Source organism: Aquipseudomonas alcaligenes, from assembly GCF_003205495.1.
Classification (GTDB): Bacteria; Pseudomonadota; Gammaproteobacteria; order Pseudomonadales; family Pseudomonadaceae; genus Aquipseudomonas; species Aquipseudomonas alcaligenes_B.
In genome coordinates this window covers 59,477-84,993 of record NZ_QJRX01000010.1, presented here as the reverse complement: position 1 = coordinate 84,993, position 25,517 = coordinate 59,477, and the positions used below count along the sequence as shown (strand labels likewise).

General features: G+C 65.3%; 26 protein-coding genes. 8 read left to right on the top strand and 18 right to left on the bottom strand.

Annotated elements, in window-relative coordinates:
* Positions 1-84: 84 nt before the first annotated feature.
* From DMO17_RS17970 to DMO17_RS17955, 4 genes are all read left to right on the top strand, one after another.
* A complete protein-coding gene (locus tag DMO17_RS17970; RefSeq protein WP_110683840.1) occupies positions 85-1,896 on the top strand; it encodes a penicillin-binding protein activator in 1,812 nt (603 codons plus the stop codon).
* The gene (locus tag DMO17_RS17965) at positions 1,892-2,245 is read left to right on the top strand and encodes a YraN family protein (protein ID WP_110683839.1); all 354 of its coding nucleotides are present in this window, start codon (positions 1,892-1,894) and stop codon (positions 2,243-2,245) included. Before DMO17_RS17970 ends, DMO17_RS17965 begins: the two co-directional genes overlap by 5 nt.
* 112 nt (positions 2,246-2,357) lie before the next feature.
* On the top strand, positions 2,358-2,951 hold the full coding sequence (locus DMO17_RS17960; protein WP_110683838.1) for a phosphoheptose isomerase: 594 nt from the start codon (positions 2,358-2,360) through the stop codon (positions 2,949-2,951).
* Positions 2,948-3,481 (top strand): BON domain-containing protein, encoded by a 534-nt coding sequence (locus DMO17_RS17955; protein ID WP_110683837.1) that lies wholly within the window; start codon positions 2,948-2,950, stop codon positions 3,479-3,481. The genes DMO17_RS17960 and DMO17_RS17955 overlap by 4 nt, the downstream gene beginning before the upstream one ends.
* A 64-nt stretch (positions 3,482-3,545) precedes the next feature.
* Here the strand turns inward: DMO17_RS17955 and DMO17_RS17950 are convergent, their stop codons facing one another.
* The 7 genes from DMO17_RS17950 to rplM all read right to left on the bottom strand — a co-directional run bounded on the left by DMO17_RS17950 (position 3,546) and on the right by rplM (position 8,351).
* Positions 3,546-3,956 (bottom strand): ClpXP protease specificity-enhancing factor, encoded by a 411-nt coding sequence (locus tag DMO17_RS17950; RefSeq protein WP_110683836.1) that lies wholly within the window; start codon positions 3,954-3,956, stop codon positions 3,546-3,548.
* A 17-nt stretch (positions 3,957-3,973) separates the two neighbouring features.
* On the bottom strand, positions 3,974-4,591 hold the full coding sequence (locus DMO17_RS17945) for a glutathione S-transferase N-terminal domain-containing protein (RefSeq protein WP_110683835.1): 618 nt from the start codon (positions 4,589-4,591) through the stop codon (positions 3,974-3,976).
* Positions 4,592-4,677: 86 nt separating this feature from the next.
* Entirely contained in the window at positions 4,678-5,460 is a 783-nt protein-coding gene (locus DMO17_RS17940) for a cytochrome c1 (protein ID WP_110683834.1), read from the bottom strand.
* On the bottom strand, positions 5,460-6,671 hold the full coding sequence (locus tag DMO17_RS17935) for a cytochrome b (RefSeq protein ID WP_061903413.1): 1,212 nt from the start codon (positions 6,669-6,671) through the stop codon (positions 5,460-5,462). The genes DMO17_RS17940 and DMO17_RS17935 overlap by 1 nt, the downstream gene beginning before the upstream one ends.
* A complete protein-coding gene (gene petA / locus DMO17_RS17930; RefSeq protein WP_110683833.1) occupies positions 6,671-7,264 on the bottom strand; it encodes a ubiquinol-cytochrome c reductase iron-sulfur subunit in 594 nt (197 codons plus the stop codon). Before petA ends, DMO17_RS17935 begins: the two co-directional genes overlap by 1 nt.
* Positions 7,265-7,515: 251 nt before the next feature.
* Positions 7,516-7,908, bottom strand: coding sequence for a 30S ribosomal protein S9 (gene rpsI, locus DMO17_RS17925; protein ID WP_021701334.1), 393 nt, complete (start codon positions 7,906-7,908; stop codon positions 7,516-7,518).
* Between the two features lie 14 nt (positions 7,909-7,922).
* Positions 7,923-8,351 carry a 50S ribosomal protein L13 gene (rplM, locus tag DMO17_RS17920; RefSeq protein WP_021701333.1) on the bottom strand — a complete coding sequence of 143 codons (429 nt, stop codon included), beginning with the start codon at positions 8,349-8,351 and terminating at the stop codon, positions 7,923-7,925.
* A 276-nt stretch (positions 8,352-8,627) separates the two neighbouring features.
* Here rplM and DMO17_RS17915 point away from each other — a divergent pair, with 276 nt between their 5' ends.
* On the top strand, positions 8,628-9,665 hold the full coding sequence (locus DMO17_RS17915; RefSeq protein WP_110683832.1) for an NADP(H)-dependent aldo-keto reductase: 1,038 nt from the start codon (positions 8,628-8,630) through the stop codon (positions 9,663-9,665).
* Positions 9,666-9,709: 44 nt separating this feature from the next.
* Here DMO17_RS17915 and DMO17_RS17910 read toward each other — a convergent pair whose 3' ends face one another.
* A complete protein-coding gene (locus DMO17_RS17910) occupies positions 9,710-10,846 on the bottom strand; it encodes an acyl-CoA dehydrogenase family protein (RefSeq protein ID WP_110683831.1) in 1,137 nt (378 codons plus the stop codon).
* Between the two features lie 141 nt (positions 10,847-10,987).
* On the opposite strand from DMO17_RS17910, the gene DMO17_RS17905 reads away from it, so the two are divergent.
* Positions 10,988-11,971, top strand: coding sequence for a GlxA family transcriptional regulator (locus DMO17_RS17905; RefSeq protein ID WP_110683830.1), 984 nt, complete (start codon positions 10,988-10,990; stop codon positions 11,969-11,971).
* Positions 11,972-12,053: 82 nt separating this feature from the next.
* Here the strand turns inward: DMO17_RS17905 and zapE are convergent, their stop codons facing one another.
* From zapE to DMO17_RS17890, 3 genes are all read right to left on the bottom strand, one after another.
* Positions 12,054-13,145: a cell division protein ZapE gene (gene zapE, locus DMO17_RS17900; protein WP_021701329.1), complete on the bottom strand. Its 1,092-nt coding sequence runs from the start codon at positions 13,143-13,145 to the stop codon at positions 12,054-12,056.
* Between the two features lie 76 nt (positions 13,146-13,221).
* Entirely contained in the window at positions 13,222-14,568 is a 1,347-nt protein-coding gene (locus DMO17_RS17895; RefSeq protein WP_110683829.1) for a tryptophan--tRNA ligase, read from the bottom strand.
* A gap of 18 nt (positions 14,569-14,586) precedes the next feature.
* Positions 14,587-15,213, bottom strand: coding sequence for an alpha/beta hydrolase (locus tag DMO17_RS17890; RefSeq protein WP_110683893.1), 627 nt, complete (start codon positions 15,211-15,213; stop codon positions 14,587-14,589).
* 138 nt (positions 15,214-15,351) lie between these two features.
* Here DMO17_RS17890 and DMO17_RS17885 point away from each other — a divergent pair, with 138 nt between their 5' ends.
* A complete protein-coding gene (locus DMO17_RS17885) occupies positions 15,352-15,786 on the top strand; it encodes a Z-ring associated ZapG family protein (RefSeq protein ID WP_021701326.1) in 435 nt (144 codons plus the stop codon).
* Between the two features lie 125 nt (positions 15,787-15,911).
* Here the strand turns inward: DMO17_RS17885 and cysN are convergent, their stop codons facing one another.
* The 3 genes from cysN to DMO17_RS17870 form a co-directional block, all read right to left on the bottom strand.
* Positions 15,912-17,810 carry a sulfate adenylyltransferase subunit CysN gene (gene cysN, locus DMO17_RS17880; RefSeq protein WP_110683828.1) on the bottom strand — a complete coding sequence of 633 codons (1,899 nt, stop codon included), beginning with the start codon at positions 17,808-17,810 and terminating at the stop codon, positions 15,912-15,914.
* A 12-nt stretch (positions 17,811-17,822) separates the two neighbouring features.
* Positions 17,823-18,740 carry a sulfate adenylyltransferase subunit CysD gene (cysD, locus tag DMO17_RS17875; RefSeq protein WP_021701324.1) on the bottom strand — a complete coding sequence of 306 codons (918 nt, stop codon included), beginning with the start codon at positions 18,738-18,740 and terminating at the stop codon, positions 17,823-17,825.
* 174 nt (positions 18,741-18,914) lie between these two features.
* Complete coding sequence (locus tag DMO17_RS17870) at positions 18,915-19,673, bottom strand: Nif3-like dinuclear metal center hexameric protein (protein ID WP_110683827.1); 759 nt, start codon at positions 19,671-19,673, stop codon at positions 18,915-18,917.
* Between the two features lie 114 nt (positions 19,674-19,787).
* Here DMO17_RS17870 and algW point away from each other — a divergent pair, with 114 nt between their 5' ends.
* On the top strand, positions 19,788-20,936 hold the full coding sequence (gene algW / locus DMO17_RS17865) for a Do family serine endopeptidase AlgW (protein ID WP_110683826.1): 1,149 nt from the start codon (positions 19,788-19,790) through the stop codon (positions 20,934-20,936).
* Between the two features lie 42 nt (positions 20,937-20,978).
* Here algW and hisC read toward each other — a convergent pair whose 3' ends face one another.
* The 4 genes from hisC to murA form a co-directional block, all read right to left on the bottom strand.
* Entirely contained in the window at positions 20,979-22,034 is a 1,056-nt protein-coding gene (gene hisC / locus DMO17_RS17860) for a histidinol-phosphate transaminase (RefSeq protein WP_110683825.1), read from the bottom strand.
* A gap of 112 nt (positions 22,035-22,146) precedes the next feature.
* Positions 22,147-23,457 carry a histidinol dehydrogenase gene (hisD, locus tag DMO17_RS17855; RefSeq protein WP_110683824.1) on the bottom strand — a complete coding sequence of 437 codons (1,311 nt, stop codon included), beginning with the start codon at positions 23,455-23,457 and terminating at the stop codon, positions 22,147-22,149.
* A gap of 125 nt (positions 23,458-23,582) precedes the next feature.
* Positions 23,583-24,218 carry an ATP phosphoribosyltransferase gene (gene hisG / locus DMO17_RS17850; protein WP_110683823.1) on the bottom strand — a complete coding sequence of 212 codons (636 nt, stop codon included), beginning with the start codon at positions 24,216-24,218 and terminating at the stop codon, positions 23,583-23,585.
* A gap of 12 nt (positions 24,219-24,230) precedes the next feature.
* Entirely contained in the window at positions 24,231-25,496 is a 1,266-nt protein-coding gene (gene murA / locus DMO17_RS17845; protein ID WP_110683822.1) for a UDP-N-acetylglucosamine 1-carboxyvinyltransferase, read from the bottom strand.
* Positions 25,497-25,517 lie beyond the last annotated feature (21 nt).

Here is a 25,517-nt window from a genome sequence, read left to right as displayed (position 1 = left end):
CGTTTCACGACCGCGACATCGCGCCCACCACGGGGCTTGGGTACAATCGCGCCTTTCTCCAGATCAGTACCGGGAACGTATTCGATGATCGCCTGCCTGCGCCCGCTCTCCGCCCTCTGCCTCGCCGGCCTGCTCGCCGCCTGCGCCAGCTCGCCCTCGTCCAGCCTGGGCGAACTGCCGCGCACGCCGCAGGCCAGCATCGACCAGTTGCTGCAGCAGGCCGCCACCAGCCAGCCCGAACAGGCCGCCCTACTGCGTCTGTCGGCCGCCGACCAGGCCTGGCGCCAGCAGGACATCGGCCGCGCCACGCGCATCCTCGACGAAGTGGCCCTGGAAGGCCTGAAACCGGCCCAGCAGGTGTTCGCCAACACCCTCGCCGCCGAACTGGCCATGGCCCGCAACAAGCCGAAGAGCGCACTCAAGGCCCTGCAGCATCCGAGCCTGGAGCGCCTGGGCGAGCTGCCTGTGGAGCAGCAGATCCGCACCCAACTGGTCCGTGCACGCGCCCTGGAAGCCGATGGTCAGACCCTGGCTGCCGCCCGCGAGCGCGTATTCATCGCCCCGCTGCTCTCCGGCGAGGCCGCCAGCAGCAACCACGAGGCCATCTGGACACTGGTTTCCAGCCTGCCGCAGAGCCAGCTGATCGGCTCCGGCGACAGCGACCTGGACGGCTGGCTGAGCCTGGCCCGCGCCACCAAGAGCGCCGGCACCCCGGACCAGCAGCTGGCCGCCATCGACGACTGGAAAAACCAGCACGCCGGTCACCCGGCCGCCGAGCAGCTGCCGCAGGCGCTGATCAAACTCAAGGAGCTGGCCGGCCAGCCGCTGCAGAAGATCGCCCTGCTGCTACCGCAGGATGGCCAGCTGGCCTCGGTGGCCCGCGCCCTGCGCGATGGCTTCCTGGCCGCCCACTACCAGGCTCAGCAGGCCGGCCTGAACCCGCCGGAAGTGCTGCTCTACGACAGCTCGCGCCTGTCCTCGCTGGACGACTTCTACCGCCAGGCCCAGGCCGACGGCGCCCAGCTGGTGGTCGGCCCGCTGGAGAAACCGCTGGTCAAGCAGCTCAGCGAGCGCCCGCAGCTGCCGCTGACCACCCTGGCCCTGAACTACAGCGATGCCGGTCGCGAGGCACCGGCCCAGTTGTTCCAGTTCGGCCTGGCCGCCGAGGACGAGGCCCGCGAAGTGGCACGCCGCGCTTGGGCCGACGGCATGCGTAGCGCCGTGGCACTGGTGCCGCAGGGCGAGTGGGGCAACCGCGTACTGGCCGCCTTCCAGCAGAGCTGGCAGGCCGCCGGCGGCAACCTGATCGCCGCCGAGCACGTCGACCAGCCGGTGGAGCTGGCCCAGCAGATCGCCGACCTGCTCCAACTGCGCCAGAGCGAGGCCCGCGCCAAACGCCTGCAGAACACTCTGGGCACCCAGCTGGCCGCCCTACCGGCGCGGCGCCAGGACATCGACTTCATTTTCCTCGCCGCCACCCCGCAGCAGGCCCAGCAGATCAAGCCGACCCTGGCCTTCCAGTACGCCGGCGACCTGCCGGTGTATGCCACCTCGCACCTTTACAGCGGCGGCCAGAACCCGGCGCAGTACCAGGACCTGGAGGGTATTCGCTTCTGCGAGACCCCCTGGCTGCTGGACGCCAACGACCCGCTGCGCCAGCAGGTCGGCCAGCAGTGGCCGCAGGCCACCGGCAGCCTCGGCCGCCTCTATGCCATGGGCGTTGATGCCTTCCGTCTGGCGCCGCGCCTGAGCCAGCTCAAGGCCCTGCCGGAAAGCCGCGTCGAGGGCCTGTCCGGCAATCTCAGCCTGAACCAGGCCCAGCGCGTAGAGCGCCAACTACCCTGGGCCGAATTCCGCGGCGGCCAGGTGCAGCGCCTGCCGGACAGCATCAATTAAAAGCAGCCAGGACAGTGGTCGCGAGGCCGAGGCGCGGGCCCGCGACCACCTGCAAAGGCATGGCCTGCGCCTGCTCGCGCAGAACTGGCGCTGCCGTGGTGGCGAGCTCGATCTGGTCATGCTCGACGGCGATACAGTAGTATTCGTCGAAGTTCGCTATCGCAAGCATGCCGCCTGGGGTGGCGCACTGGAGAGCGTCGACGGACGCAAACGCCAGCGCCTGATCCTCGCCGCCGAGCAGTTCCTGCAGCACGAGAGCCGCTGGAGCCGACAGCCCTGCCGCTTCGACGTGGTAGCGCTGGCCCCCGGCGACGCATTGAACTGGCTGCGCAACGCCTTCGAAAGCTGAATCGACCCGATCGAGGATTTCTAGTCGACGCACCGCCCCCGCTCGGGTAAAAACCGCTGCAACTTCGCCTTTTCCCGGCTGTCTCAGCCAGCACACCTAAGGTTCCGCCTCCATGGATATGCAATCCCGTATTCGCCAGATGTTCCAGGCCAGCATCGACACCAAGCAGCAAGCCATGGAAGTGCTGGTGCCCTTCATCGAGCACGCCAGCCAGGTGATGGTCCATTCGCTGCTGGGCGAGGGCAAGATCCTCGCCTGCGGCAACGGCGGCTCGGCCGGCGACTCGCAGCACTTCTCCTCGGAGCTGCTCAACCGCTTCGAGCGCGAGCGCCCCAGCCTGCCGGCCATTGCCCTGACCACCGACAGCTCGACCATCACCTCGATCGCCAACGACTACAGCTACAACGAGGTGTTCTCCAAGCAGATTCGCGCCCTCGGCCGTCCCGGCGACGTGCTGCTGGCGATCTCCACCAGCGGCAACTCGGCCAACGTGATCCAGGCCATCCAGGCCGCCCATGATCGCGAGATGGTGGTGGTCGCCCTGACCGGCCGCGACGGCGGCGGCATGGCCTCGCTGCTGCTGCCGGAGGATGTGGAAATCCGCGTGCCTTCCAAGGTCACCGCACGCATTCAGGAAGTGCACCTGCTGGCGATCCACTGCCTGTGCGACCTGATCGACCGTCAACTGTTCGGGAGTGAAGAATGACCCGCAATGCCCTGATCCTCGCCACCCTTGCCCTGAGCCTGGTACTGGGCGGCTGCAGCAACCGCAGCATCGGCAACAAGATCGACGATCAGTTCCTCGAGCCCAATGTGGCCAACAGCATCTCCCGCAGCCACGCCGACCTCACCGCCCCCACCTCGCACATCGTGGTGACCGCCTACAACGGCGTGATCCTGCTGGCCGGCCAGACCCCGCGCGCCGACCTGAAGGACAAGGCCGCCCAGGTGGCGCGCACCGTGCAGGGCGTGACCAAGGTGCACAACGAGCTGCAGGTCCTGCAGCCCAGCTCACTGGCCGCACGCAGCAACGACGCGGCGCTGACCACCAAGATCAAGACCCAGATGCTGTTCGACAGCCAGGTGCCGAGCGCCCGGGTCAAGGTGGTGACCGAGAACGGCATCGTCTATCTGATGGGCCTGGTCACCCGCGCCGAAGGCGCCAACGCCACGCGCGTGGTGCAGAGCGTGTCCGGCGTACAGAAGGTCGTGCAGCTGTACCAGTACACCAACTGAGCCGGGGCCGGCCATCCGGCGGCAGACATGAAAAAGGCGATCCTCGGATCGCCTTTTTTGTTGCCTACTTGACCACCTTGAGGCTGGGCCGCCCACTGGGCCTGGGCGGCTCGCCACCGGTCGGGCCATCGTCATCCGGCTCCGGCGCCTCCTCGTCATCCACCGGCGGCTCCAGCTCGAAGACCATGCCCTGGCCATTCTCCCGCGCATAGATCGCCAGCATGGCGCCGGCCGGAATGAACAGGGTATGGGCCACGCCACCGAAGCGCCCCTCGAAACTGACCGCCTGGTTGTCCATGTGCAGGTTGCGCACGGCGCTGGGCGACACGTTGAGGACGATCTGGCCATCGTTGGCATAGCCGGCCGGCACCCGCACCCCGGGGAACTCGGCATTGACCAGCAGGTGTGGCGTGCAGTCGTTGTCGACTATCCACTCGTAGAGCGCACGCACCAGGTAGGGACGACTGGAATTCATCTCGGCTCTCCTCCTACTCAGCGCATATCGCGCTCGACGCTGGACAGACTGGCCTGGAAGGCCTCGCGGGCGAACATCCGCTCCATGTAGTCCAGCAGCGGCTTGGCCGGACGCGGCAGCTCGATACCCAGCCGCGGCAGGCGCCAGAGGATCGGCAGCAGACAGCAGTCCACCAGGCTCAGCTCCTCGCTGAGGAAGTATGGCTTGTCGGCAAACAGCGGCGACACGCCGGTCAGGCTCTCGCGCAACTCCTTGCGCGCGAGTGCCTTGTCGGCTTCCTTGGTGCGCGAATCGAGAATCTGATCGACCAGCTTGCACCAGTCGCGCTGGATGCGGTGGATCAGCAGACGGCTGTTGGCCCTGGCCACAGGATAGACCGGCAGCAGCGGCGGATGGGGGTAACGCTCGTCGAGGTACTCCATCACCACGGTGGACTCGTACAACGCCAGGTCGCGGTCGACCAGGGTCGGCAGGCTGCCGTAGGGGTTCACCTCGGCCAGCTTGGGCGGGCAGCGCCCGGCCTGGACATCGATGATCTCGGCAGCGACACCCTTCTCGGCGAGCACCAGGCGCACGCGATGGGAATAGTGATCGGCAGGGTCGGAATAACAGGCCAGCTTATTGGTCGCGGCCATGGCGCCCTCCTCGCTTTCGGAATAGCAGAAACAGAAAGACGCACGCGCCCATGGGGCGCGTGCGTCGACAGCGGTAACGCGGGGTATCAGTGCACGTCCTTCCAGTATTCGCGCTTCAGCAGGTAGGCGAACACGAAGAAGAAGGCCAGGTACAGCAGCACATAGGTACCGATGCGCTGGCTCTCCAGCTTGACCGGGTTGGCCGAGTAGGCGAGGAAGGTCACCAGATTGTGAATCTTCTCGTCGAACTCGGCCTCGCTCAGCTTGCCGGTTTCCGGCACCACGGTCAGCTGATCACAGGCCTCATGGGTGATAGGCGCACCGGTCAGCGGGTCGTACTGCTTCTTGCCATCCTCGACCACCTGAACCTGCTTGCAGCCGATGACCTGGCGACCCTGCAGGCCGACCAGCACGTTGGGCATGCCGACGTTCGGGAACACCTTGTTGTTGGCACCCAGCGGACGAGTCGGGTCCTCGTAGAAGGTGCGCAGGTAGGTGTACAGCCAGTCGGTGCCACGCACGCGCGCCACCAGGGTCAGGTCGGGCGGGGCGGCACCGAACCAGACCTTGGCGTCTTCGGGCTGCATGCCGATCTTCATGTGATCACCGATCTTGGCACCGGTGAACACCAGGTTCTCCAGCATCAGCTCTTCCGGGATGCCCAGGTCCTTGGCCACGCGCTCGTAGCGCTGGAACTTGGCACTGTGGCAGCCCATGCAGTAGTTGGCGAAGGTGCGCGCACCATCCTGCATGGCGGCCTTGTCGGTCAGGTCGATATCCACCTTGTCCAGCGGATATTCAACCCCACCTGCGGCCAGCGAGAAAGCCGGCAGAGCAGCGAACACAAATGCAGCAAATAGCTTCTTCATCAGCCAGTCACCCTTTCCGGAACCGGTTTAGTCTTCTCCATCCGGGTGTAGAACGGCATCAGGATGAAGTAGGCGAAATACAGCGCGGTGCAGATCTGCGACAGCAGGGTACGACCCGGGGTCGGTGCCAGCACGCCCAGCACGCCGAGGATCACGAAGGACACGCAGAAGATCACCAGCCAGATCTTGCTCATCCAGCCCTTGTAGCGCATGGATTTGACCGGGCTACGGTCGAGCCAGGGCAGGACGAACAGGATGGCGATGGCCGCGCCCATGGCGATCACACCCAGCAGCTTGTCCGGCACGGCGCGCAGGATGGCGTAGAAGGGGGTGAAGTACCAAACCGGGGCGATGTGAGCCGGGGTCTTGAACGGGTTGGCCTGCTCGAAGTTCGGCTTCTCCAGGAAGTAGCCGCCCATCTCCGGGAAGAAGAACACCACGGCGCAGAACACGAACAGGAAGACCACCACACCGACGATGTCCTTCACGGTGTAGTACGGGTGGAAGGCGATGCCGTCGACCGGTACGCCGTTGGCGTCCTTGTTCTTCTTGATGTCCACACCATCGGGGTTGTTCGAACCTACTTCGTGCAGTGCCAGGATGTGCAGCACGACCAGGCCGAGCAGGACGATCGGCAGGGCGATCACGTGCAGGGCGAAGAAGCGGTTCAGGGTGATGCCGGAAATCAGGTAGTCACCACGGATCCACTGGGTCAGGTCATCGCCGATCACCGGGATGGCACCGAACAGCGAGATGATCACCTGGGCACCCCAGTAGGACATCTGACCCCACGGCAGCAGGTAGCCCATGAAGGCTTCGGCCATCAGGCACAGGTAGATCAGCATGCCGAAGATCCACACCAGCTCGCGCGGCTTCTGATAGGAGCCGTAGAGCAGGCCGCGGAACATGTGCAGGTAGACCACCACGAAGAACGCGGAGGCACCAGTGGAGTGCAGGTAGCGGATGATCCAGCCGTACTCCACGTCGCGCATGATGTACTCGACAGAGGCGAAGGCCTCCTCGGCGGACGGGGTGAAGCTCATGGTCAGCCAGATGCCGGTGAGGATCTGGTTAACCAGCACCAGCAGGGCCAGCGAACCGAAGAAATAGAAGAAATTGAAGTTCTTCGGAGCGTAGTACTTGCTCAGATGGTCTTCCCACATCTTGGTCGCGGGGAAGCGCGCATCGATCCAGGCCATGAATTTTTCCATCATGCTTTCTCCTGGTCCACGCCGATGATCATGACGTCATCGGACTCGTAGGAATGCGGCGGAACCGGCAGGTTCAGCGGCGCGGGCTGGGCCTTGTAGACACGACCGGCCATGTCATAGCGCGAGCCGTGGCAGGGGCAGAAGTAACCACCGACCCAGTCCGGCCCCATATCCGCCGGCGCCACTTCCGGACGGAAGGACGGCGAGCAACCCAGGTGGGTGCACAGGCCGACCAGCACCAGGATTTCCGGCTTGATCGAGCGGTTCTTCTTGTCGACATAGTCCGGCTGCACGGAGGCGGCGGACTCGGGATCGGCAACGCTGCCCTCGATCTTGGCCAGGTTGGCCAGGATTTCCTCGGTGCGGCGCACGATGAACACCGGCTGACCGCGCCATTCGGCAACCATCTGCTGGCCGGGTTCGACCTTGGCGATATTCACTTTCACCGGTGCACCAGCCGCCTTGGCCTTGGCACTGGGGAACCATGACCCCACGAACGGAGTCGCAGCACCCACCGCTCCGGCAGCGCCGACCACCGAGGTGGCCGCCACCAGGAAGCGACGCCGGCCTGCATTCACGCCGTCATTGCTCATTCAGTCGTCTCCCATCAGCTTTGTGGCCTGTTGTCAGGCCTCTACTAAGTAATAAATCGGGCCGCACAAAATTTGCCGAATGGTAAAGAAAAGCCCCTTTTCTGACAAGGTAATTACCGGATACAAAATGGTCGCAGGCCTTGCAAATCGGGCTTTTCACCAATGCGACAGGTTGTCGCAGAGAAAAACCGGCACAATAAAAAACGCCCAGTTCCAACAGGAAACTGGGCGCCTTTGAACGTAGCAGCGAATTAACGCTTGGAGTACTGCGGACGCTTACGCGCTTTGCGCAGACCCACTTTCTTACGCTCGACTTCACGGGCATCACGAGTGACGTAACCGGCTTTACGCAGCGGGCTGCGCAGGCTCTCGTCGTACTCGATCAGGGCGCGGGTGATGCCGTGACGGATGGCACCGGCCTGGCCGCTGACACCACCACCGAGCACGGTGACGTAGATGTCGAACTTCTCGGTGGTCTCGGTCAGCTCCAGCGGCTGACGCACGACCATGCGAGCGGTCTCGCGGCCGAAGAAGTTATCCAGGCTGCGGTTGTTGATGGAGATCTTGCCAGTACCCGGGCGCAGGAATACGCGCGCGGTTGCGGTCTTGCGACGGCCAGTGCCGTAGTTTTGAGTCGCCGACATAATGAACTATTCCGTTAAATCTTCAGTTCTTGGGGCTGCTGAGCGGTGTGCGGGTGGTTGGCACCCTTGTACACCTTCAGCTTGCGATACATGTCGCGACCCAGCGGGTTCTTCGGCAGCATGCCCTTGACCGCGGTCTCGATCACGCGCTCGGGGGCCTTGGCGATCAGCTTCTCGAAGCTGATTTCCTTGATGCCGCCCGGGAAGCCGGAGTGCGAGTAGTACATCTTGTCGCTGGTCTTGGCGCCGGTGACACGCACTTGCTCGGCGTTGATCACGACGATGTAGTCGCCGGTGTCAACGTGCGGGGTGTATTCCGGCTTGTGCTTGCCGCGCAGACGGCTGGCGATTTCGGTGGCCAGACGACCCAGGGTCTGACCTGCAGCGTCGACGACGTACCAGTCGCGCTTAACAGTTTCCGGTTTTGCAGTAAAAGTCTTCATTCGCTATAGCCTCAGGGGCCGCCCTGAAAATAAGACGGCGGATCTTACTGAATAGTGCTTGCTTTGACAAGGTCAAAGACAGCCGGAAACAGACGCTGTCGGGGGCTCGGGTCAGCGCGTCCGCTACGGCGGGGGTTCGGTGGGCTAGGCATCCCCACCTTCCTTCTCGAACAGGCTAGGCATCCCCGCCGAGAAAGCCGCGGAATTATGCCGATTGCTGCAGAAATAGCAACCTGCTTTATGCTTGGCCTTTGCGCTTGAACCAAGGAGCAGCACATGGAATATCGCCAACTGGGCCGCAGCGATCTGCAGGTCAGCGCCCTGTGCCTGGGCAGCATGACCTGGGGCGAACAGAACAGCGAGGCCGAGGGCTTCGCCCAGATCGACCGCGCCAGGGCCTGCGGCATCAACTTCCTCGATACCGCCGAGATGTACCCGGTGCCGCCGCGCCGCGATACCTACGGCGCCACCGAACGCATCATCGGCAACTACTTCAAGGCCCGCGGCAACCGCGCCGACTGGGTGCTGGCGAGCAAGGTGGCCGGCCCCGGCAACGGCATCGACTACATCCGCGGCGGCCAGCTCAAGCACAACCGCCGGCACATAGTCGCGGCACTGGACGACAGCCTCAAGCGTCTGCAGACCGACTGGATCGACCTCTACCAGCTGCACTGGCCGGAGCGCAGCACCAATTTCTTCGGCCAACTCGGCTATCGCCACCAGGAACAGGACTTCACCCCGCTGCAGGAAACCCTGGAGGTACTCGGCGAACAGGTGAAGACCGGCAAGATCCGCCACATCGGTCTGTCCAACGAGACGGCCTGGGGCGCGATGAAATACCTGCAGCTGGCCGACAGCCTGGGCCTGCCGCGCGCGGTGTCGATCCAGAACCCCTACAACCTGCTCAACCGCAGCTTCGAGGTCGGCCTGGCCGAGGTAGCGATGCGCGAACAGTGCGGCCTGCTTGCCTACTCGCCACTGGCCTTCGGCATGCTCACCGGCAAGTACGAGAACGGCGCCCGCCCGGCCAACGCGCGCATCACCCTGTTCAGCCGCTTCGCCCGCTACACCAACCCGCAGGCCATCGCCGCCTGCAGCCGCTACGTGACGCTGGCCAAGGAGCATGGCCTGGACCCGGCGCAGATGGCCCTGGCCTTCGTCACCCGGCAGCCCTTCGTCACCAGCAACATCATCGGCGCCACCAGCCTGGAGCAGCTGGAGAGCAACCTGGGCAGCCTCAGCCTGGAGCTGAGCGACGAACTGCTGGCCGCCATCGAGGCGATCCACCGCGAACAGCCCAACCCGGCACCCTGAACGAAAAAGCCCGGCCAGAGCCGGGCTTTTCGCATCTGCCAGCCTTACAGGGCGCGGCTGATGATTTCCTTCATGATCTCGTTGGTGCCGGCGTAGATGCGCTGCACCCGCGAGTCGGCCCAGGCGCGGGCGATCGGATATTCCCACATGTATCCGTAGCCGCCGTGCAGCTGCACGCACTCGTCGATCACCTTGCACTGCAGGTCGGTGCCCCAGTACTTGAGCATCGCCGCGGTCGGCACATCGAGCCTCTTGTTCAGGTGCAGCTCCAGGCAGCGATCGACGAACACGCGGCCGACCTGGATCTCGGTGGCCATCTCGGCCAGCTTGAAGCGGGTGTTCTGGAAGTCCGCCACCGGACGGCCGAAGGCCTTGCGCTCGCGGGTGTAGTCCAGGGTCCACTTCAGCGCCGCCTCGGCCGAGGCGATGGCGCCGACGCCCACGGTCAGGCGCTCCTGCGGCAGTTCCTGCATCAGGTAGACGAAGCCCATGCCCTCCTTGCCCAGCAGGTTGGCCTTGGGAATGCGCACATCCTGGAAGAACAGCTCGGAAGTGTCCTGGGCCTTCATACCGACCTTCTCCAGACGCTTGCCCTTGGAGAAGCCCGGGGTCTTGGCCTCCACCAGGAACAGGCTGATGCCCTTGGCGCCGGCCTTGGGGTCGGTCTTGGCCACCACTATCACCAGGTCGGCCAGCCAGCCGTTGGTGATGAAGGTCTTGGAGCCGTTGATCACGTACTCGTCGCCATCCAGCACGGCGGTGGTCTTCACCCCCTGCAGGTCGGAGCCGGTGCCCGGCTCGGTCATGGCGATGGCGGTGACCAGCTCACCGCTGACCAGCTTGGGCAGGTAGTGCAGCTTCTGCTCTTCGGTGCCGTAGTGGAGGATGTAGGGCGCGACGATATCCGAATGCAGGGAGAAGCCCACGCCGGACAGGCCCAGGCGCGACTGTTCCTCGATCACCACGGCGCTGTAGAGGAAGTCCGCGGCCATGCCGCCGTACTCCTCCGGGATATGCGAGCAGAGCATGCCGGCCTCGCCCGCCTTGTTCCACAGCGCGCGGTCGATATGACCATCCTTCTCCCATTGCGCATGGAAGGGCACGGCCTCCTGCTCGAAGAACTTGCGCACGGACTCGCGGAACAGCTCGTGCTCGGAGCTGAACAGGGTTCTTGGAATCATTGTTACACCTGTATCTGAGTGGTCGTTGGGTGAGACCCACTCTAGGCCAGCGCTCGCGCCGGGGGCACTGGACACATGCGACAAAAAATAAGACGATCCAGCCACGCCATGACCATTTAACCACCTACAAGAACAACAACCATGCCGCCCACACGCATCGCCATACTCGCCACCGACGGCGTGTTCGCCGCCACCCTGATGCAGGCCCGCGACTTCTTCCACATGGCCGGGATGCGCCACGGCAAGCAGCAGGGCCTAGGCGCCGGCTCGGCCTTCCAGATCCGCGTGCTCAGCCCGGACGGCCTGGCGGTGACCAGTTTCAGCGAGGCGCTGATCCCGGTGGACGGCGCCCTGGACGACGCCGAGGTGATCATCCTGCCGGCCTTCTGGGGCGATTTCGACGTCCTCTGTCAGCGCTACCCGCAGGTGATTCCCTGGCTGCGTGAGCGCCATGCCGCCGGCAGCGCGATCTGCGGCGAGGCCACCGGCGTGTTCTGGATGGCCCAGGCCGGACTGCTCGACGGCAAGGAGGCGACCACCTACTGGCGCTTCTTCCGCGAGTTCGCCGAGCGCTTCCCCAGGGTGCTGCTCAACCAGGAAAAACACCTGTCGGACGCCGACAACCTGTACTGCGCCGGCGGCGTCACCTCGGCTTGCGACCTCTACATCTACCTGATCGAGCGCTATTGCGGTGCCGGCATCGCCCAGGGCGTGGCGCGCGACATCCTCTACGAGACCCAGCGCAGCTACAGCCCGGGGCGCATCGGCTTCGGCGGGCAGAAGCTGCACCAGGACGTGGCCATCCTGCAGGTACAACAGTGGCTGGAGGAGCACTTCGCCGAGAAGTTCCGCATCGAGGACGTGGCGCGCCAACACGGCATGAGCATCCGCAATTTCATGCGGCGCTTCCAGGCGGCGACCGGCGACAAGCCGCTGCACTACCTGCAGCGCCTGCGCATCGAAACGGCCAAGGGCCTACTCTCCTCCACCCGCAAGAGCATCAAGACCATCAGCTACGAAGTCGGCTACGACGACGCCAGCTTCTTCGCCCGCCTGTTCCGCCAGCACGCCGGGCTGTCGCCGAACCAGTATCGCCGCCAGTTCCAGCACAAGGACGGCGCCTGAGTGCAGGCCACCTGAGCGCAGGCCGCCTGAAACGCAAAAGGGCTGCCCCTGGGCAGCCCTTTTCGTGTCCGAGCCTGCCGGCTCAGGGTTTGTGCGGACGCGAGAGGAACTCGTGCGACTGCATCTCCAGCAGGCGGCTGAGGGTGCGCTGGAACTCGAAGTTCAGCCGGCCGCCGCTGTACAGATCCTTCAGCTCCACCTCGGCGGAGATGATCAGCTTGACGTTGCGGTCGTAGAACTCGTCCACCAGGTTGATGAAGCGCCGCGCCATGTCGTCCTTGGCCACGCTCATCTGCTCGACATTGGACAGGATCACCGCGTGGTAGATCTTGCCCAGCTCGATGTAGTCGTTCTGGCTGCGCGGGCCGTCGCACAGCTCGCGGAAGTCGAACCAGGCGATGTCGTCGCCCTCCTTGCGCGCGACGATCGGGCGATTCTCGATCATCAGCGTCTTGTTCTCTTCCACCACGCAGTGCTCCGGCAGCAGGCTGCGGAAGCTCTTCTCCAGGCTGGTCTCGGCCTCGGCGTCCAGCGGGAAGTGGAACAGCTCGGCCTGCTCCAGGGCACGCAGGCGATAGTCCACGCCGCTGTCGACGTTGACGATCTCGGTGTGCTCCTTGAGCAGGGCAATGGCCGGCAGGAAGCGCGCGCGCTGCAGGCCGTCGCGGTACAGGCCGTCCGGCACGATGTTGGAGGTGGCCACCAGGCTCACGCCGTTCTTGAACAGCTCTTCCAGCAGAGTGGCGAGGATCATCGCATCGGTGATGTCGCTGACGAAGAACTCGTCGAAGCAGATCACCCGCGCCTCGTCGGCGAAACGCTTGCCGATGATGGTCAGCGGGTTCTTCTCGCCCTTGAGGGTGCGCATTTCCTCGTGCACGCGCTTCATGAAGCGGTGGAAGTGGGTGCGCATCTTCTGCTCGAACGGCAGCGCATCGAAGAAGGTGTCGACCAGATAGGTCTTGCCGCGGCCGACGCCGCCCCAGAAGTAGATACCCTTGATCGGCCCCTGGCGCTTCTTGCCGAACAGCTTGCCGAGCAGGCCGGACGCCTTGGAATCGGCCACCAGCTCGTCGTACAGACGCTGCAGGTGACGCACGGCGTTTTCCTGTGCGGCATCGTGGAAGAAGTCCGGCCGCTTCAGATCGGCCTGATAACGCTCAAGAGGAGTCATGCTGGGAACTTCGGTAACAAAAACGGGGCGGTCACTTTAGCGACGCACCCCGTGCTTGGCAATCATGCCGTGCGCATCATTCCTGCGGCGCGAGCGCCTCGTGCAGGCGGGCGATGGCCTGTTGCAGCGCGCCGTCGTCGACGAAGGCCGGGCTGTCGCCGATCTGCTCGTCGCCCAGCCACACCGAGAAGCTCAGCCCCTCGCTGCGCACATCCAGCTCGGCGCCGGACTGCAGGGCCTTGCTGGCCTGGCCGGCGGCCTTGCCATCGGCGAAGGATTTCGACAGCAGCAGCTGCTCGCCGGCGGCATCCAGCAGGCGGAAGCGGAAGCTGCCGTCGTCGTCGCGGAAGCTGACGAAGCGCGCGCTCTTGGCCGCTTTCTTCTTCTCGCCGCCAGCCACCTGCACCTGCTCACGGAACGAGCGCAGGCCGACCGCCTCGCGCAGCTCGCCGAGGAACGGCGTGGCGATCCTGCGCGCCTTGGCCGCGCCCGCCAGGAGGATGTCCTCCAGATCGGCAGGACGGGCGATCAGCGCGTTGTAGCGCTCGCGCGCCTCGCCCAGTTCGCTTTCCAGCAGCTGGTACAGGCGGTTCTTCGCCTCGCCCCAGGCCAGGCCGCCTTCCAGCTCGGCGCGGAACTCGGCCTGCTGCGCCTGGCTGGCGAAGGCCTGGTACAGGGTGAACAGGTGCGAGCCCTTGACATCCTTGGGCTCGCCCGGCAGCTTGGAGTCGGTGACGATGCGGGCGATGGCGTCCTTCAGCTGCTTGGCCGTGCCGAACAGCGGGATGGTGTTGTCGTAGCTCTTGCTCATCTTGCGCCCGTCGAGGCCAGGCAGGGTCGCCACTTCTTCCTCGATCACCGCTTCCGGCAGGGTGAACAGCTCACGGCCCTGGCCGAACAGGTGGTTGAAGCGCTGACCGATGTCGCGCGCCATTTCCACGTGCTGGATCTGGTCGCGGCCGACCGGCACCTTGTGCGCGTTGAACATCAGGATGTCCGCCGCCATCAGCACCGGGTAGCTGAACAGGCCCATGGTCACGCCGGCATCCGGGTCTTCACCGGCCTCGACGTTCTTGTCCACCGACGCCTTGTAGGCATGGGCGCGGTTGAGCAGGCCCTTGCCGGCGACACAGGTGAGCAGCCAGCACAGCTCGGGGATCTCGGGAATGTCGGACTGGCGATAGAAGGTCGCCTTGTCGGTATCCAGACCCAGCGCCAGCCAGGTCGCGGCGATCTCCAGACGCGAACGCTGGATGCGCGCCGGGTCGTCGCACTTGATCAGCGCGTGGTAGTCGGCGAGGAAATAGAAGGAATCGGCGTCGGCGGCGCGGCTGGCGACTATGGCCGGGCGAATGGCGCCGGCGTAGTTGCCCAGGTGCGGGGTGCCGGTGGTGGTGATACCGGTGAGGATACGGGTGGTCATCTGGGTATTCGCTTCAACTTATTGGATACGGGGCTGCACCAGGTCTTTCAGCTCGGGCAGCTTGCCGTGAAAAAAGTGGCCGCATTCTGCCACTTTCAGCAGCTCGTGGGCACGCACCAGCCCCGCGGACCAGATATGGACGTCCTCGGGCGCGATGACTTCATCCTGTTCCGGCTGAATTACCACCAGCTCGCCGCCCTGCGGCAGATGCTCGGGCGCCTGCAGGCGATGCACGGCCGGCGCCACTATGAACAGCCTGGGAATGACCACACCCTGGTCTTCCAGACGCCCGGCCAGCGCACCGGCGACGAAGCCACCGAAGGAGAAGCCGAGCAGGGTCAACGGCAGCTCGGGATATTGCGCGCGCAGCCAGTGCGCCACGGCCTCGGCATCGTCGACTTCGCCGCTGCCCATGTCATGGCTGCCGGCACTGGCGCCGACACCGCGGTAGTTGAAGCGCAAGGTGTGGTAGCCCATATCGCGCACCGCACGCTGCAGGGTGGAGACCACCTTGTTGAGCATGGTGCCACCCTGCACCGGGTTGGGATGGCAGATCAGAGCGACGCCACGGGCGTCCGGCACTTCACACAGCAGGGCTTCGAGCGGGCCGCAGGGGCCGTCGATGGCAAGAGGGGTTTCGCGGATCAACAGCGGGAACTCCGTGACCCCGGGCGGGGTCGACACGTCTTGGTTAGGCACATCGCACAACAGGGCTTTGCCGCGGTATACAGCGCCGGCGAGAGCCGCTACCGTAAAACAAAGCCGCTTTCAGAGGAAGGACTCGTGGAACAATCGCTCACCCCCTGGCTGCTGCCCGCCTTGGCCCTGCTCGCCGGCATCGCCATCGGCTTCCTGGCCGCGCGCCTGCTGCCCAACGCTGCCCCTGGCCGCACCCAGCGCCAGCTGGACGACCTGCAGCAGCGCTTCGACAGCTACCAGAACGAGGTGGTGACCCACTTCAACACCACCGCCAGCCTGGTGAAGAAGCTCACCCAGAGCTACCAGGAGGTGCAGGAACACCTGTCCCAGGGCGCCAACCGCCTGGCCGCCGACGAGCTGACCCGCCAGCGCCTGCTGGCTGCGCTCAACACCGATGAGAGCAAGGCCCCGCGCGAGCGCCTGACCCCGCCGAAGACCAACGAGGCGCCGAAGGACTACGCCCCCAAGGAGCCGGATGCGCCCGGCACCCTGGACGAGAGCTTCGGCCTCAAGCGCTGACCGGCAGCCCCCAAAAAGCCCCGCACTGGCGGGGCTTTTTTATGGGCATCGACAGCGGGCGCGCCGGCCTTCGACCGCGCACAAAAAAGCCCCGCCAATGCGGGGCTTTTTTCGATCCGTCAGGCTTAGATGGCACCGCGGCTGCGCAGCAGATCGAGCACCTGCTTGACGCCCTCCTCCACCGACACGGCCTGGGTGTCGATCACCAGATCGGCATCCAGCGGGATGTCGTAGGGGAAGGACTCGCCCGGGATGTTGTCGCCACCGGCGGCATACAGGCCCTGCGGATCGCGCTCGCGGCACACGGCCGGCGAGGCCTGGACGTAGACGGTGAGCAGACGCTCGTTGCCGATCAGCGCCTTGGCCTGTTCGCGGCCTTCGGCATCCGGCGCCACAAAGGCGGCCAGGGTCAGCAGGCCTGCTTCGTTGAACTGACGCGCCACGTGCGCCGCACGGCGCCAGTTTTCGGTGCGCCCGGCGCGGTCCTGCGGCAGGCCCTTGTTCAGGTCATGACGCAGGTTCTGGCCGTCCAGCACGTACACGGCACGGCCCATGTCGAACAGCTTGCGCTCCACGGCATAGGCCAGGGTGCTCTTGCCGGCGCCGGACAGGCCCGAGAACAGCACGGTGGCCGGCTGCTGACCGAAGCGGGTGGCACGCTCCTCGGTGGAAACGTGGGCCAGCTTGCCGTGGTGGCCGCCGCCCTGAGCACCAACCGGAGCGGCGATGATCATGCCGGCACCGACGGTGCCATTGGTCAGACGGTCGATGACGATGAAGGCACCGGTGGTGCGGTTGTGCTCGTAGCCATCGAGGGCAATCGGCGCATCCAGAGCGACCTTGACCCGGCCGATCTCGTTCAGTTGCAGGCTGCTGGCCGGCCCCTGTTCCAGGGTGTTGACGTCGACGCGGTGGACGATGCTCGGGATCGAGCCCGGCACATAGCTGGTGGCGCGCTTGATGTCGTATTTCTTGCCCGGCAGCATCGGCTCTTCGGCCATCCACACCAGCATGGCGTCGAAGCTGTCGGTGACTAGCGGACGGTTGTCGGCATGCACCAGCATGTCGCCGCGCGACACGTCGATCTCGTCTTCCAGCGTCAGGGTGACGGCCTGGCCCGGACCAGCCTGCTCCAGCTCACCCTCGAAGGTGACGATGGATTTGACCTTGCTGCCCTTGCCCGACGGCAGGGCGATCACTTCGTCGCCCTTGTGCACCACGCCGCTGGCCAGGGTACCGGCGAAGCCGCGGAAGTTCAGGTTCGGGCGGTTGACGTACTGCACCGGGAAGCGCATGTCGTTGAGGTTGCGGTCGCCGGCAATCTCCACGCTTTCGAGGATTTCCATCAGCGACTGGCCGTCGTACCAGGGCGAGCGCTCGGAACGGTTGACCACGTTGTCGCCCTTGAGCGCCGACATCGGCACGAAGTGCAGCGAGCTGGGCTTGAGGTTGATCTTGTCGGCGAAGGCCAGGTAGTCAGCCTTGATCTGCTCGAACACGCCCTGGTCGAAGCCCTTGAGGTCCATCTTGTTGATGGCGACCACGATGTGCTTGATGCCCAGCAGCGAGGCGATGAAGCTGTGGCGCTTGGTCTGGGTCTGCACACCATAACGCGCGTCGATCAGGATGATCGCCAGGTCGCAGGTGGAGGCACCGGTCGCCATGTTGCGGGTGTACTGCTCATGGCCGGGGGTATCGGCGATGATGAACTTGCGCTTGGCGGTGCTGAAATAGCGGTACGCCACGTCGATGGTGATGCCTTGCTCGCGCTCGGCCTGCAGGCCGTCGACCAGCAGAGCCAGGTCGACTTCATCGCCGGTGGTGCCGACCTTCTTGGAGTCCTTGGTGATGGCTTCCAGATGGTCTTCGTAGATCATTTTGGTGTCGTGCAGCAGGCGCCCGATCAGGGTGCTCTTGCCGTCGTCGACGTTGCCGCAGGTGAGAAAGCGCAGCAGCTCTTTGCGTTCGTGCTGAGCCAGGTAGGCAACGATGTCCTGGCTGATCAGATCGGATTGATGGCTCATGATGCGGAATCCTTAGAAGTAGCCCTGACGTTTCTTTTCTTCCATCGAGCCGGCCTGGTCGTGGTCGATGACCCGCCCTTGGCGCTCGCTGGTCTTGGTCAGGAGCATTTCCTGGATGATGTCGGTCAGCGTGGTCGCCGTGGACTCCACCGCACCGGTCAGCGGGTAGCAACCGAGGGTACGGAAGCGCACCATCTTCTTGGTAATGCGGGCTTTTTCTTCGTCCGAGAGGTGCTCGAGGATACGATCGTCGTCGATCATGATCAGCGTGCCATTCTTCTCGATGACTTCACGCTCGGCGGCGAAGTACAGCGGCACGATCGGGATCTGTTCCAGGTAGATGTATTGCCAGATGTCCAGCTCGGTCCAGTTGGACAGCGGGAAGACGCGGATCGACTCGCCCTTCTTGACCTTGCCGTTGTACACGTTCCACAGCTCGGGACGCTGGTTCTTCGGGTCCCAGCGGTGCTTGCTGTCGCGGAAGGAATACACGCGCTCCTTGGCGCGGGATTTCTCTTCGTCGCGGCGCGCGCCACCGAAGGCGGCGTCGAAGCCGTACTTGTCCAGCGCCTGCTTGAGACCCTCGGTCTTCATCACGTCGGTGTGCTTGGCACTGCCGTAGGTGAAGGGGTTCATGTCCTGCGCCACGCCATCCGGGTTGATGTGGGTGAGCAGGTCGAGGCCGTATTCGCTGACCATCTTCTCGCGGAAGCGATACATCTCCTGGAATTTCCAGCGGGTATCCACATGCAGCACCGGGAACGGCAGCTTGCCGGGGAAGAACGCCTTGCGCGCCAGATGCAGCATCACGGCGGAATCCTTGCCGATGGAATACAGCATCACCGGGTTGTCGAACTCGGCGGCCACTTCACGAATGATGTGGATACTTTCCGCCTCGAGCTGTTTCAGGTGCGTCAGTTTGTCGAGCATGGCTATTCACGAATCAGGAATGGACGGCCGGCGGGCCGTGGACGAGGGCGCACTCTAGCACAGCACCCTATTCTATTGAGGAGGCCTTTTAGATCGAAACGATCTAGATTTATGCCCAAAAATCAGTGCCTTCCGGGCCTGAGGGACCGCCGCAGCGGAGCCCCGCAAGATCCCTCAGACGGGGTTCGGGCAGTCGATGAACAGGTGCTCGATAGCGAAGCGCCGCGCCAGGTAGTCACCCAGGGCCTGCACGCCGTAGCGCTCGGTGGCGTGATGGCCGGCGGCGATGAAGCTGACGCCGCTCTCGCGGGCGCTGTGGAAGGTCTGCTCGGAGGCCTCGCCGGTGAGGAACAGGTCGACCCCGGCGGCGATGGCATCGTCGATATAGCCCTGACCGCCCCCGGTGCACCAGCCGATGCGCCGTACCATGCTCGCCCCTTCCACCAGCAGCGGCTCGCGCCCCAGCACCTCCTGCACCCGACGGGCAAAATCGCGGGCGGTCATGGGCTCGGCCAGCGAGCCGAGCAGGCCGACCACCTTGGGGTTTTCCGGATCGAGCGGGCCTTCCACGGTAATCTCCAGCTGCCGCGCCAGCTGCACGTTGTTGCCGACTTCCGGGTGCAGGTCCAGCGGCAGGTGGTAGGCCAGCAGGCTGATGTCGTGACCCAGCAGGGTCTGCAGGCGGCGCCGCTTCATCCCGGTGACGCGCGCATCCTCGCCCTTCCAGAAGTAGCCGTGGTGCACCAGCACCACGTCGGCCTCGGCCTCCACCGCGGCGTCCAGCAACGCCTGGCTGGCGGTCACGCCGCTGACGATGCGGCGCACCTGCGGCCGCCCCTCGACCTGCAGGCCATTGGGGCAGTAGTCAGCGATGCGGGCGGCATTGAGAAAGCGGTCGGCTTCCTCCACCAGGGTGCTCAGGGCGATGGCCATGGGAATTCCTCGTCAAACTGTTGCCGGTGCTGCCCTTCCTGCCGGGCGCACCTCTATAATGCCGCCACCTTAAGGGCCGCCTCGGGCCCTCGCAACCCTCAGGATTTCTCATCGATGCTCAAGGCCCTGCGCTTCCTTGGCTGGCCGCTGCTGGCCGGCCTGCTGCTGGCACTGCTGCTGATCCAGCGCTACCCGCAATGGGTCGGCCTGCCGGCCAACGAGGTCAACCTGCAGCAGGCGCCGCAGTACGGCATCGCCCAGGAGGGCCCGGTGTCCTACGCCGAGGCCGTCGGCCGCGCGGCACCGGCAGTGGCCAACCTGTACACCACCAAGATGGTCAGCAAGTCCAGCCATCCGCTGCTGGAAGACCCGGTATTCCGCCGCTTCTTCGGCGACAACCTGCCCAAGCAGCGGCGCATGGAGTCGAGCCTGGGGTCGGCGGTGATCATGAGCCCGGAAGGCTACCTGCTGACCAATAACCATGTGGTGGCCGGCGCCGACCAGATCGTGGTGGCGCTCAAGGACGGCCGCGAAACCCTGGCCCGCCTGATCGGCAGCGACCCGGAAACCGACCTGGCGGTACTCAAGATCGATCTGCAGAACCTGCCGGCCATGACCCTGGGCCGCTCCGACCAGATCCAGATCGGCGACGTCACCCTGGCCATCGGCAACCCCTTCGGCGTCGGCCAGACCGTGACCATGGGCATCATCAGCGCCACCGGACGCAACCAGCTGGGCCTCAATACCTACGAGGACTTCATCCAGACCGACGCGGCGATCAACCCGGGCAACTCCGGCGGCGCCCTGGTCGATGCCCACGGCAACCTGATCGGCATCAACACGGCGATCTTCTCCAAGTCCGGCGGCTCCCAGGGCATCGGCTTCGCCATCCCGGTCAAGCTGGCCCGCGAGGTGATGAAGGCGATCATCGAGCACGGCCAGGTGATCCGCGGCTGGCTGGGCATCGAAGTACAGCCGCTGACCCCCGAACTGGCCGAATCCTTCGGCCTGCAGGGGCGTGCCGGCATCCTGGTCGCCGGCATCTACCGCGGCGGCCCGGCGCAGAAGGCCGGCCTGCAGCCCGGCGACCTGATCCTGCGGATCGACGGCGAGCCCGCCGTCGATGGCCGGCGCTCGATGAACCAGGTGGCGCGCACCCAGCCTGGCGAACAGGTGGTGGTCGAGGTACTACGCGCCGGCGAGCTGCTGGAGCTGACCACCGAGATCGGCCTCAGGCCCCCTGCGGAAGTACAGGAACAATGAAAAAGGCGCCCCGCGGGGCGCCTTTTTTGTTTCCGGCCCGACTCAGAGCAACGAGCCCAGGGCGTCCAGCAGTGCCTGGTTCTGCTCCGGCGCGCCGATGGTGATGCGCAGGAACTGGGCGATGCGCGCCTGCTTGAAGTGGCGCACGATCACGCCCTGCTCGCGCAGGCCCGCGGCCAGGGTCGCCGCATCCTTCTGCGGGTGGCGGGCGAAGACGAAGTTGGCCGCCGAGGGCAGCACCTCGAAACCCAGGCGCTGCAGGCCGGCGACCACCGCCTCGCGGCTGTCGATCACCTTCTGGCAGGTCGCGCGGAAATAGTCCTCGTCCTCGAAGGCCGCCGCCGCGCCGGCGATGGCCATGCGGTCCAGCGGGTAGGAGTTGAAGCTGTTCTTGATCCGCTCCAGCGCCTCGATCAGGTCCGGATGGCCGACCGCGATGCCGACCCGCAGCCCGGCCAACGAGCGAGACTTGGACAGGGTCTGGGTCACCAGCAGGTTCGGATACTTATCCACCAGCTTGATCGCCGTCTCGCCGCCGAAGTCGACATACGCCTCGTCCACCACCACCACGCTGTCCGGGCTGGCCTTGAGCATCTGCTCGATGGCTTCCAGCGCCAGCAGGCAGCCGGTCGGCGCGTTGGGGTTGGGGAAGATGATGCCGCCATTGGGCCGCGCGTAGTCCTCGACACGGATCTGGAACTGCTCGTCCAGCGCCAGCGCTTCATGCTGGATGCCGTACAGGCCGCAGTAGACCGGGTAGAAGCTGTAGGTCACGTCGGGGAACAGCAGCGGCTTACCGTGCTGGAACAGGCCGTGGAAGGCGTGCGCCAGCACCTCGTCGGAACCGTTGCCGACGAACACCTCGGCAGTGCTCACACCGTAATAATCGGCCACCGCCTGCTTGAGGCGATCGCTGTTGGGGTCCGGGTACAGGCGCAGGCTGTCGCCCAGTTCGGCCTGCATGGCAGCGATCGCCTTGGGCGACGGACCATAGGGGTTCTCGTTGGTGTTGAGCTTGACCAGCTTGGCCAGTTTCGGCTGCTCACCCGGCACGTAGGGCACCAGGTCCTTGACGAAGGGGCTCCAGAACTTGCTCATCTGCCCTTCTCTCCTCGAAATCGTTCGGTTTGCGTAGGGTGGAAAACCGCGAAGCGTTTTCCACCGGGCCTGGCGGTGGACAAGCAAAGCGTTGTCCACCCTACAAAAGCCCTCAGTTCTTGATGCGATACTCGGCGCTGCGCGCGTGGGCGGTCAGCGACTCGCCACGGGCCAGCACGGAGGCGACCTTGCCCAGCTCGGAAGCACCTTCGGCCGAGCAGTGGATGATCGACGAGCGCTTCTGGAAGTCGTACACGCCCAGCGGCGAGGAGAAGCGCGCGGTGCCGGAGGTCGGCAGCACGTGGTTGGGGCCGGCGCAGTAGTCGCCCAGCGCTTCCGCGGTGTAGCGGCCCATGAAGATGGCGCCGGCGTGGCGAATCTGCGGCAGGTACTGCTCGGGGTTTTCCACCGACAGCTCCAGGTGCTCCGGCGCGATGCGGTTGGCCACTTCGATGGCCTGGGCCATGTCGGCGACCTGGATCAGCGCGCCACGGCCCTCCAGCGAGGTACGCGCGATGGTCTCACGCTCCAGGGTCGGCAGCAGACGGGCGATGCTCTCGGCCACGCGGTCGAGGAAGGCGGCGTCCGGGCTGACCAGGATGGACTGCGCGTCCTCGTCGTGCTCGGCCTGGGAGAACAGGTCCATGGCGATCCAGTCCGGGTCGGTCTGGCCGTCGCAGACCACGAGGATTTCCGAAGGACCGGCGATCATGTCGATGCCGACCTTGCCGAATACGTGGCGCTTGGCGGTGGCGACATAGATGTTGCCCGGGCCGACGATCTTGTCCACCGGCGGCACGCTCTCGGTACCGTAGGCCAGCGCGGCCACGGCCTGGGCGCCGCCGATGGTGAACACGCGGTCGACCCCGGCCACGCAGGCGGCGGCGAGGACGATCTCGTTGATCTCGCCGCGCGGGGTCGGCACCACCATCACCACTTCCGGCACGCCGGCGACCTTGGCCGGGATGGCGTTCATCAATACCGACGAGGGGTACGAGGCCTTGCCGCCCGGCACGTAGAGGCCGGCGCGGTCCAGCGGGGTGACCTTCTGCCCCAGCACCGTGCCGTCGGCCTCGGTGTAGCTCCAAGAGTCCTGCTTCTGCCGCTCGTGGTACAGGCGCACGCGCTCGGCGGCTTTTTCCAGGGCGGCGCGCTGCTCGACGCTGATGCGGGTCAGGGCCAGCTCCAGGCGCGCGCGCGGCAGGATCAGCTCGGCCATGGACTGCGCCTCGACGCCGTCGAAACGCTGGGTGAACTCCACCACGGCGGCATCGCCGCGCTCGCGCACGGCCTGGATGATGTCCAGCACGCGCTGGTTGACCGCGTCGTCGGACACGCTTTCCCAGCTCAGCAGATGATCCAGGTGCCTGGCGAAGTCCTGGTCAGCGGCATCGAGTCGGCGGATGGCAACGGGAGCGGTCATAGCGGGCCTCATATTTGGCTATTGCTCAGGCGCCCGTAGAGTACCAGCCGCTCCGCGCGGGCACCTGAGAATTCTGGCTATGACACGGATAGGCAGATGCGGCGTAACACCGCATCGAGGTGGTATCAGCTGCGGTGTCGCGCCTCGACGGCGCCCCGCAGGGTGTCGATCAGCGCCTGGATGCGACCGTGCTGCATCTTCATCGAGGCCTTGTTGACGATCAGCCGCGAACTGATGTGGGCGATCAGCTCCTGGGGCTCCAGGCCGTTGGCACGCAGGGTGTTGCCGGTGTCGACCACGTCGATGATCTTGTCGGCCAGGCCGACCAGCGGCGCCAGCTCCATGGAGCCGTACAGCTTGATGATATCGACCTGACGGCCCTGCTCGGCGTAATAGCGCTTGGCCACGTTGACGAACTTGGTGGCCACGCGCAGGCGGCCCTTGGGCTCCGGCGCGCCGACCTTGCCGGCGGTCATCAGCTTGCAGTTGGCGATCTGCAGGTCCAGCGGCTCGTACAGGCCCTGGCCGCCGTACTCCATCAGCACGTCCTTGCCGGCCACGCCGAGGTCGGCGGCGCCGTGCTCGACGTAGGTCGGCACGTCGGTGGCGCGCACGATCAGCAGCTGCACGTCATCCTGGGTGGTGGGGATGATCAGCTTGCGGCTCTTCTCCGGATTCTCGGTCGGCTCGATGCCGGCTGCGGCGAGCAGCGGCAGGGTGTCGTCGAGGATGCGACCCTTGGACAGCGCGATGGTCAGCATGCGATGCCCCTACTAGCCCGGCACGCGGCGGATCTTGGCGCCGAGCAGCTGGAGCTTCTCCTCGATGCACTCGTAACCACGGTCGATGTGGTAGATGCGGTCAATCAGGGTCTCGCCCTCGGCCACCAGCGCGGCGATCACCAGGCTGGCAGAAGCACGCAGGTCGGTGGCCATCACCGGGGCGCCCTTGAGCGCCGGCACGCCGGTGACGATGGCGGTGTTGCCTTCGACCAGGATCTGCGCGCCCATGCGGTTCATCTCGTAGACGTGCATGAAGCGGTTCTCGAACACTGTCTCGATGACGGTGCCGGTGCCCTCGGCGATGGCGTTGAGGGAGATGAACTGGGCCTGCATGTCGGTCGGGAAAGCCGGGTACGGCGCGGTGCGCACATTGACCGCCTTGGGACGCTTGCCCTTCATGTCCAGCTCGATCCAGTCCGGACCGGTGGTGATCTCGGCGCCGGCCTCCTGCAGCTTGGCCAGCACGGCCTCGAGGATGGTCGGGTCGGTGTCCTTCAGCTTGACCCGGCCGCCGGTGGCAGCCGCGGCCACCAGGTAAGTGCCGGTCTCGATGCGGTCGGGCATCACGCTGTAGCGACCACCACCGAGGCGCTCGACGCCGTCGATGACGATGGTATCGGTGCCGGCGCCACTGACCTTGCCGCCCATGGCGTTGATGAAGTTGGCCAGGTCGACCACTTCCGGCTCACGTGCGGCGTTTTCCAGCACGGTGCGGCCCTTGGCCAGGGCGGCAGCCATCATGATGTTCTCGGTACCGGTCACGCTGACGATATCGAAGAAGAAGTGCGCGCCGCGCAGGCCGCCTTCCGGTGCCTTGGCCTTGATGTAGCCACCTTCGACGTCGATCTTGGCGCCCATCGCCTCGAGACCGCGGATGTGCAGGTCGACCGGTCGCGAGCCGATGGCGCAGCCGCCGGGCAGCGCCACCTCGGCCTCGCCGAAACGGGCGACCATCGGGCCGAGCACCAGGATCGAGGCGCGCATGGTCTTGACCAGCTCGTAGGGTGCGACCAGCGTCTTGATGGTGCTGGCATCCACTTCGACGGAGAGTTTCTCGTCGATGATCGGCTGCACGCCCATGCGGCCGAACAGTTCGATCATGGTGGTGATGTCGTGCAGGTGCGGCAGGTTGCACACGGTGACCGGGGTATCGGCCAGCAGGGTGGCGGCGAGGATCGGCAGGGCCGAGTTCTTCGCGCCGGAAATGCGGATTTCGCCATCGAGGCGCACGCCGCCGGTAATGATCAGTTTGTCCATTCGCAATCTCGCTGCCCGCAG

Coding starts and splice junctions, on each gene's coding strand:
- DMO17_RS17970 (WP_110683840.1), top strand. CDS start 85: ATGATCGCCTGCCTGCGCCCGCTCTCCGCCCTCTGCCTCGCCGGCCTG.
- DMO17_RS17960 (WP_110683838.1), top strand. CDS start 2,358: ATGGATATGCAATCCCGTATTCGCCAGATGTTCCAGGCCAGCATCGAC.
- DMO17_RS17955 (WP_110683837.1), top strand. CDS start 2,948: ATGACCCGCAATGCCCTGATCCTCGCCACCCTTGCCCTGAGCCTGGTA.
- DMO17_RS17950 (WP_110683836.1), bottom strand. CDS start 3,956: ATGAATTCCAGTCGTCCCTACCTGGTGCGTGCGCTCTACGAGTGGATA.
- DMO17_RS17945 (WP_110683835.1), bottom strand. CDS start 4,591: ATGGCCGCGACCAATAAGCTGGCCTGTTATTCCGACCCTGCCGATCAC.
- DMO17_RS17940 (WP_110683834.1), bottom strand. CDS start 5,460: ATGAAGAAGCTATTTGCTGCATTTGTGTTCGCTGCTCTGCCGGCTTTC.
- DMO17_RS17935 (WP_061903413.1), bottom strand. CDS start 6,671: ATGGAAAAATTCATGGCCTGGATCGATGCGCGCTTCCCCGCGACCAAG.
- petA (WP_110683833.1), bottom strand. CDS start 7,264: ATGAGCAATGACGGCGTGAATGCAGGCCGGCGTCGCTTCCTGGTGGCG.
- rpsI (WP_021701334.1), bottom strand. CDS start 7,908: ATGTCGGCGACTCAAAACTACGGCACTGGCCGTCGCAAGACCGCAACC.
- rplM (WP_021701333.1), bottom strand. CDS start 8,351: ATGAAGACTTTTACTGCAAAACCGGAAACTGTTAAGCGCGACTGGTAC.
- DMO17_RS17915 (WP_110683832.1), top strand. CDS start 8,628: ATGGAATATCGCCAACTGGGCCGCAGCGATCTGCAGGTCAGCGCCCTG.
- DMO17_RS17910 (WP_110683831.1), bottom strand. CDS start 10,846: ATGATTCCAAGAACCCTGTTCAGCTCCGAGCACGAGCTGTTCCGCGAG.
- DMO17_RS17905 (WP_110683830.1), top strand. CDS start 10,988: ATGCCGCCCACACGCATCGCCATACTCGCCACCGACGGCGTGTTCGCC.
- zapE (WP_021701329.1), bottom strand. CDS start 13,145: ATGACTCCTCTTGAGCGTTATCAGGCCGATCTGAAGCGGCCGGACTTC.
- DMO17_RS17895 (WP_110683829.1), bottom strand. CDS start 14,568: ATGACCACCCGTATCCTCACCGGTATCACCACCACCGGCACCCCGCAC.
- cysN (WP_110683828.1), bottom strand. CDS start 17,810: ATGAGCCATCAATCCGATCTGATCAGCCAGGACATCGTTGCCTACCTG.
- cysD (WP_021701324.1), bottom strand. CDS start 18,740: ATGCTCGACAAACTGACGCACCTGAAACAGCTCGAGGCGGAAAGTATC.
- DMO17_RS17870 (WP_110683827.1), bottom strand. CDS start 19,673: ATGGCCATCGCCCTGAGCACCCTGGTGGAGGAAGCCGACCGCTTTCTC.
- algW (WP_110683826.1), top strand. CDS start 19,788: ATGCTCAAGGCCCTGCGCTTCCTTGGCTGGCCGCTGCTGGCCGGCCTG.
- hisC (WP_110683825.1), bottom strand. CDS start 22,034: ATGAGCAAGTTCTGGAGCCCCTTCGTCAAGGACCTGGTGCCCTACGTG.
- hisD (WP_110683824.1), bottom strand. CDS start 23,457: ATGACCGCTCCCGTTGCCATCCGCCGACTCGATGCCGCTGACCAGGAC.
- hisG (WP_110683823.1), bottom strand. CDS start 24,218: ATGCTGACCATCGCGCTGTCCAAGGGTCGCATCCTCGACGACACCCTG.
- murA (WP_110683822.1), bottom strand. CDS start 25,496: ATGGACAAACTGATCATTACCGGCGGCGTGCGCCTCGATGGCGAAATC.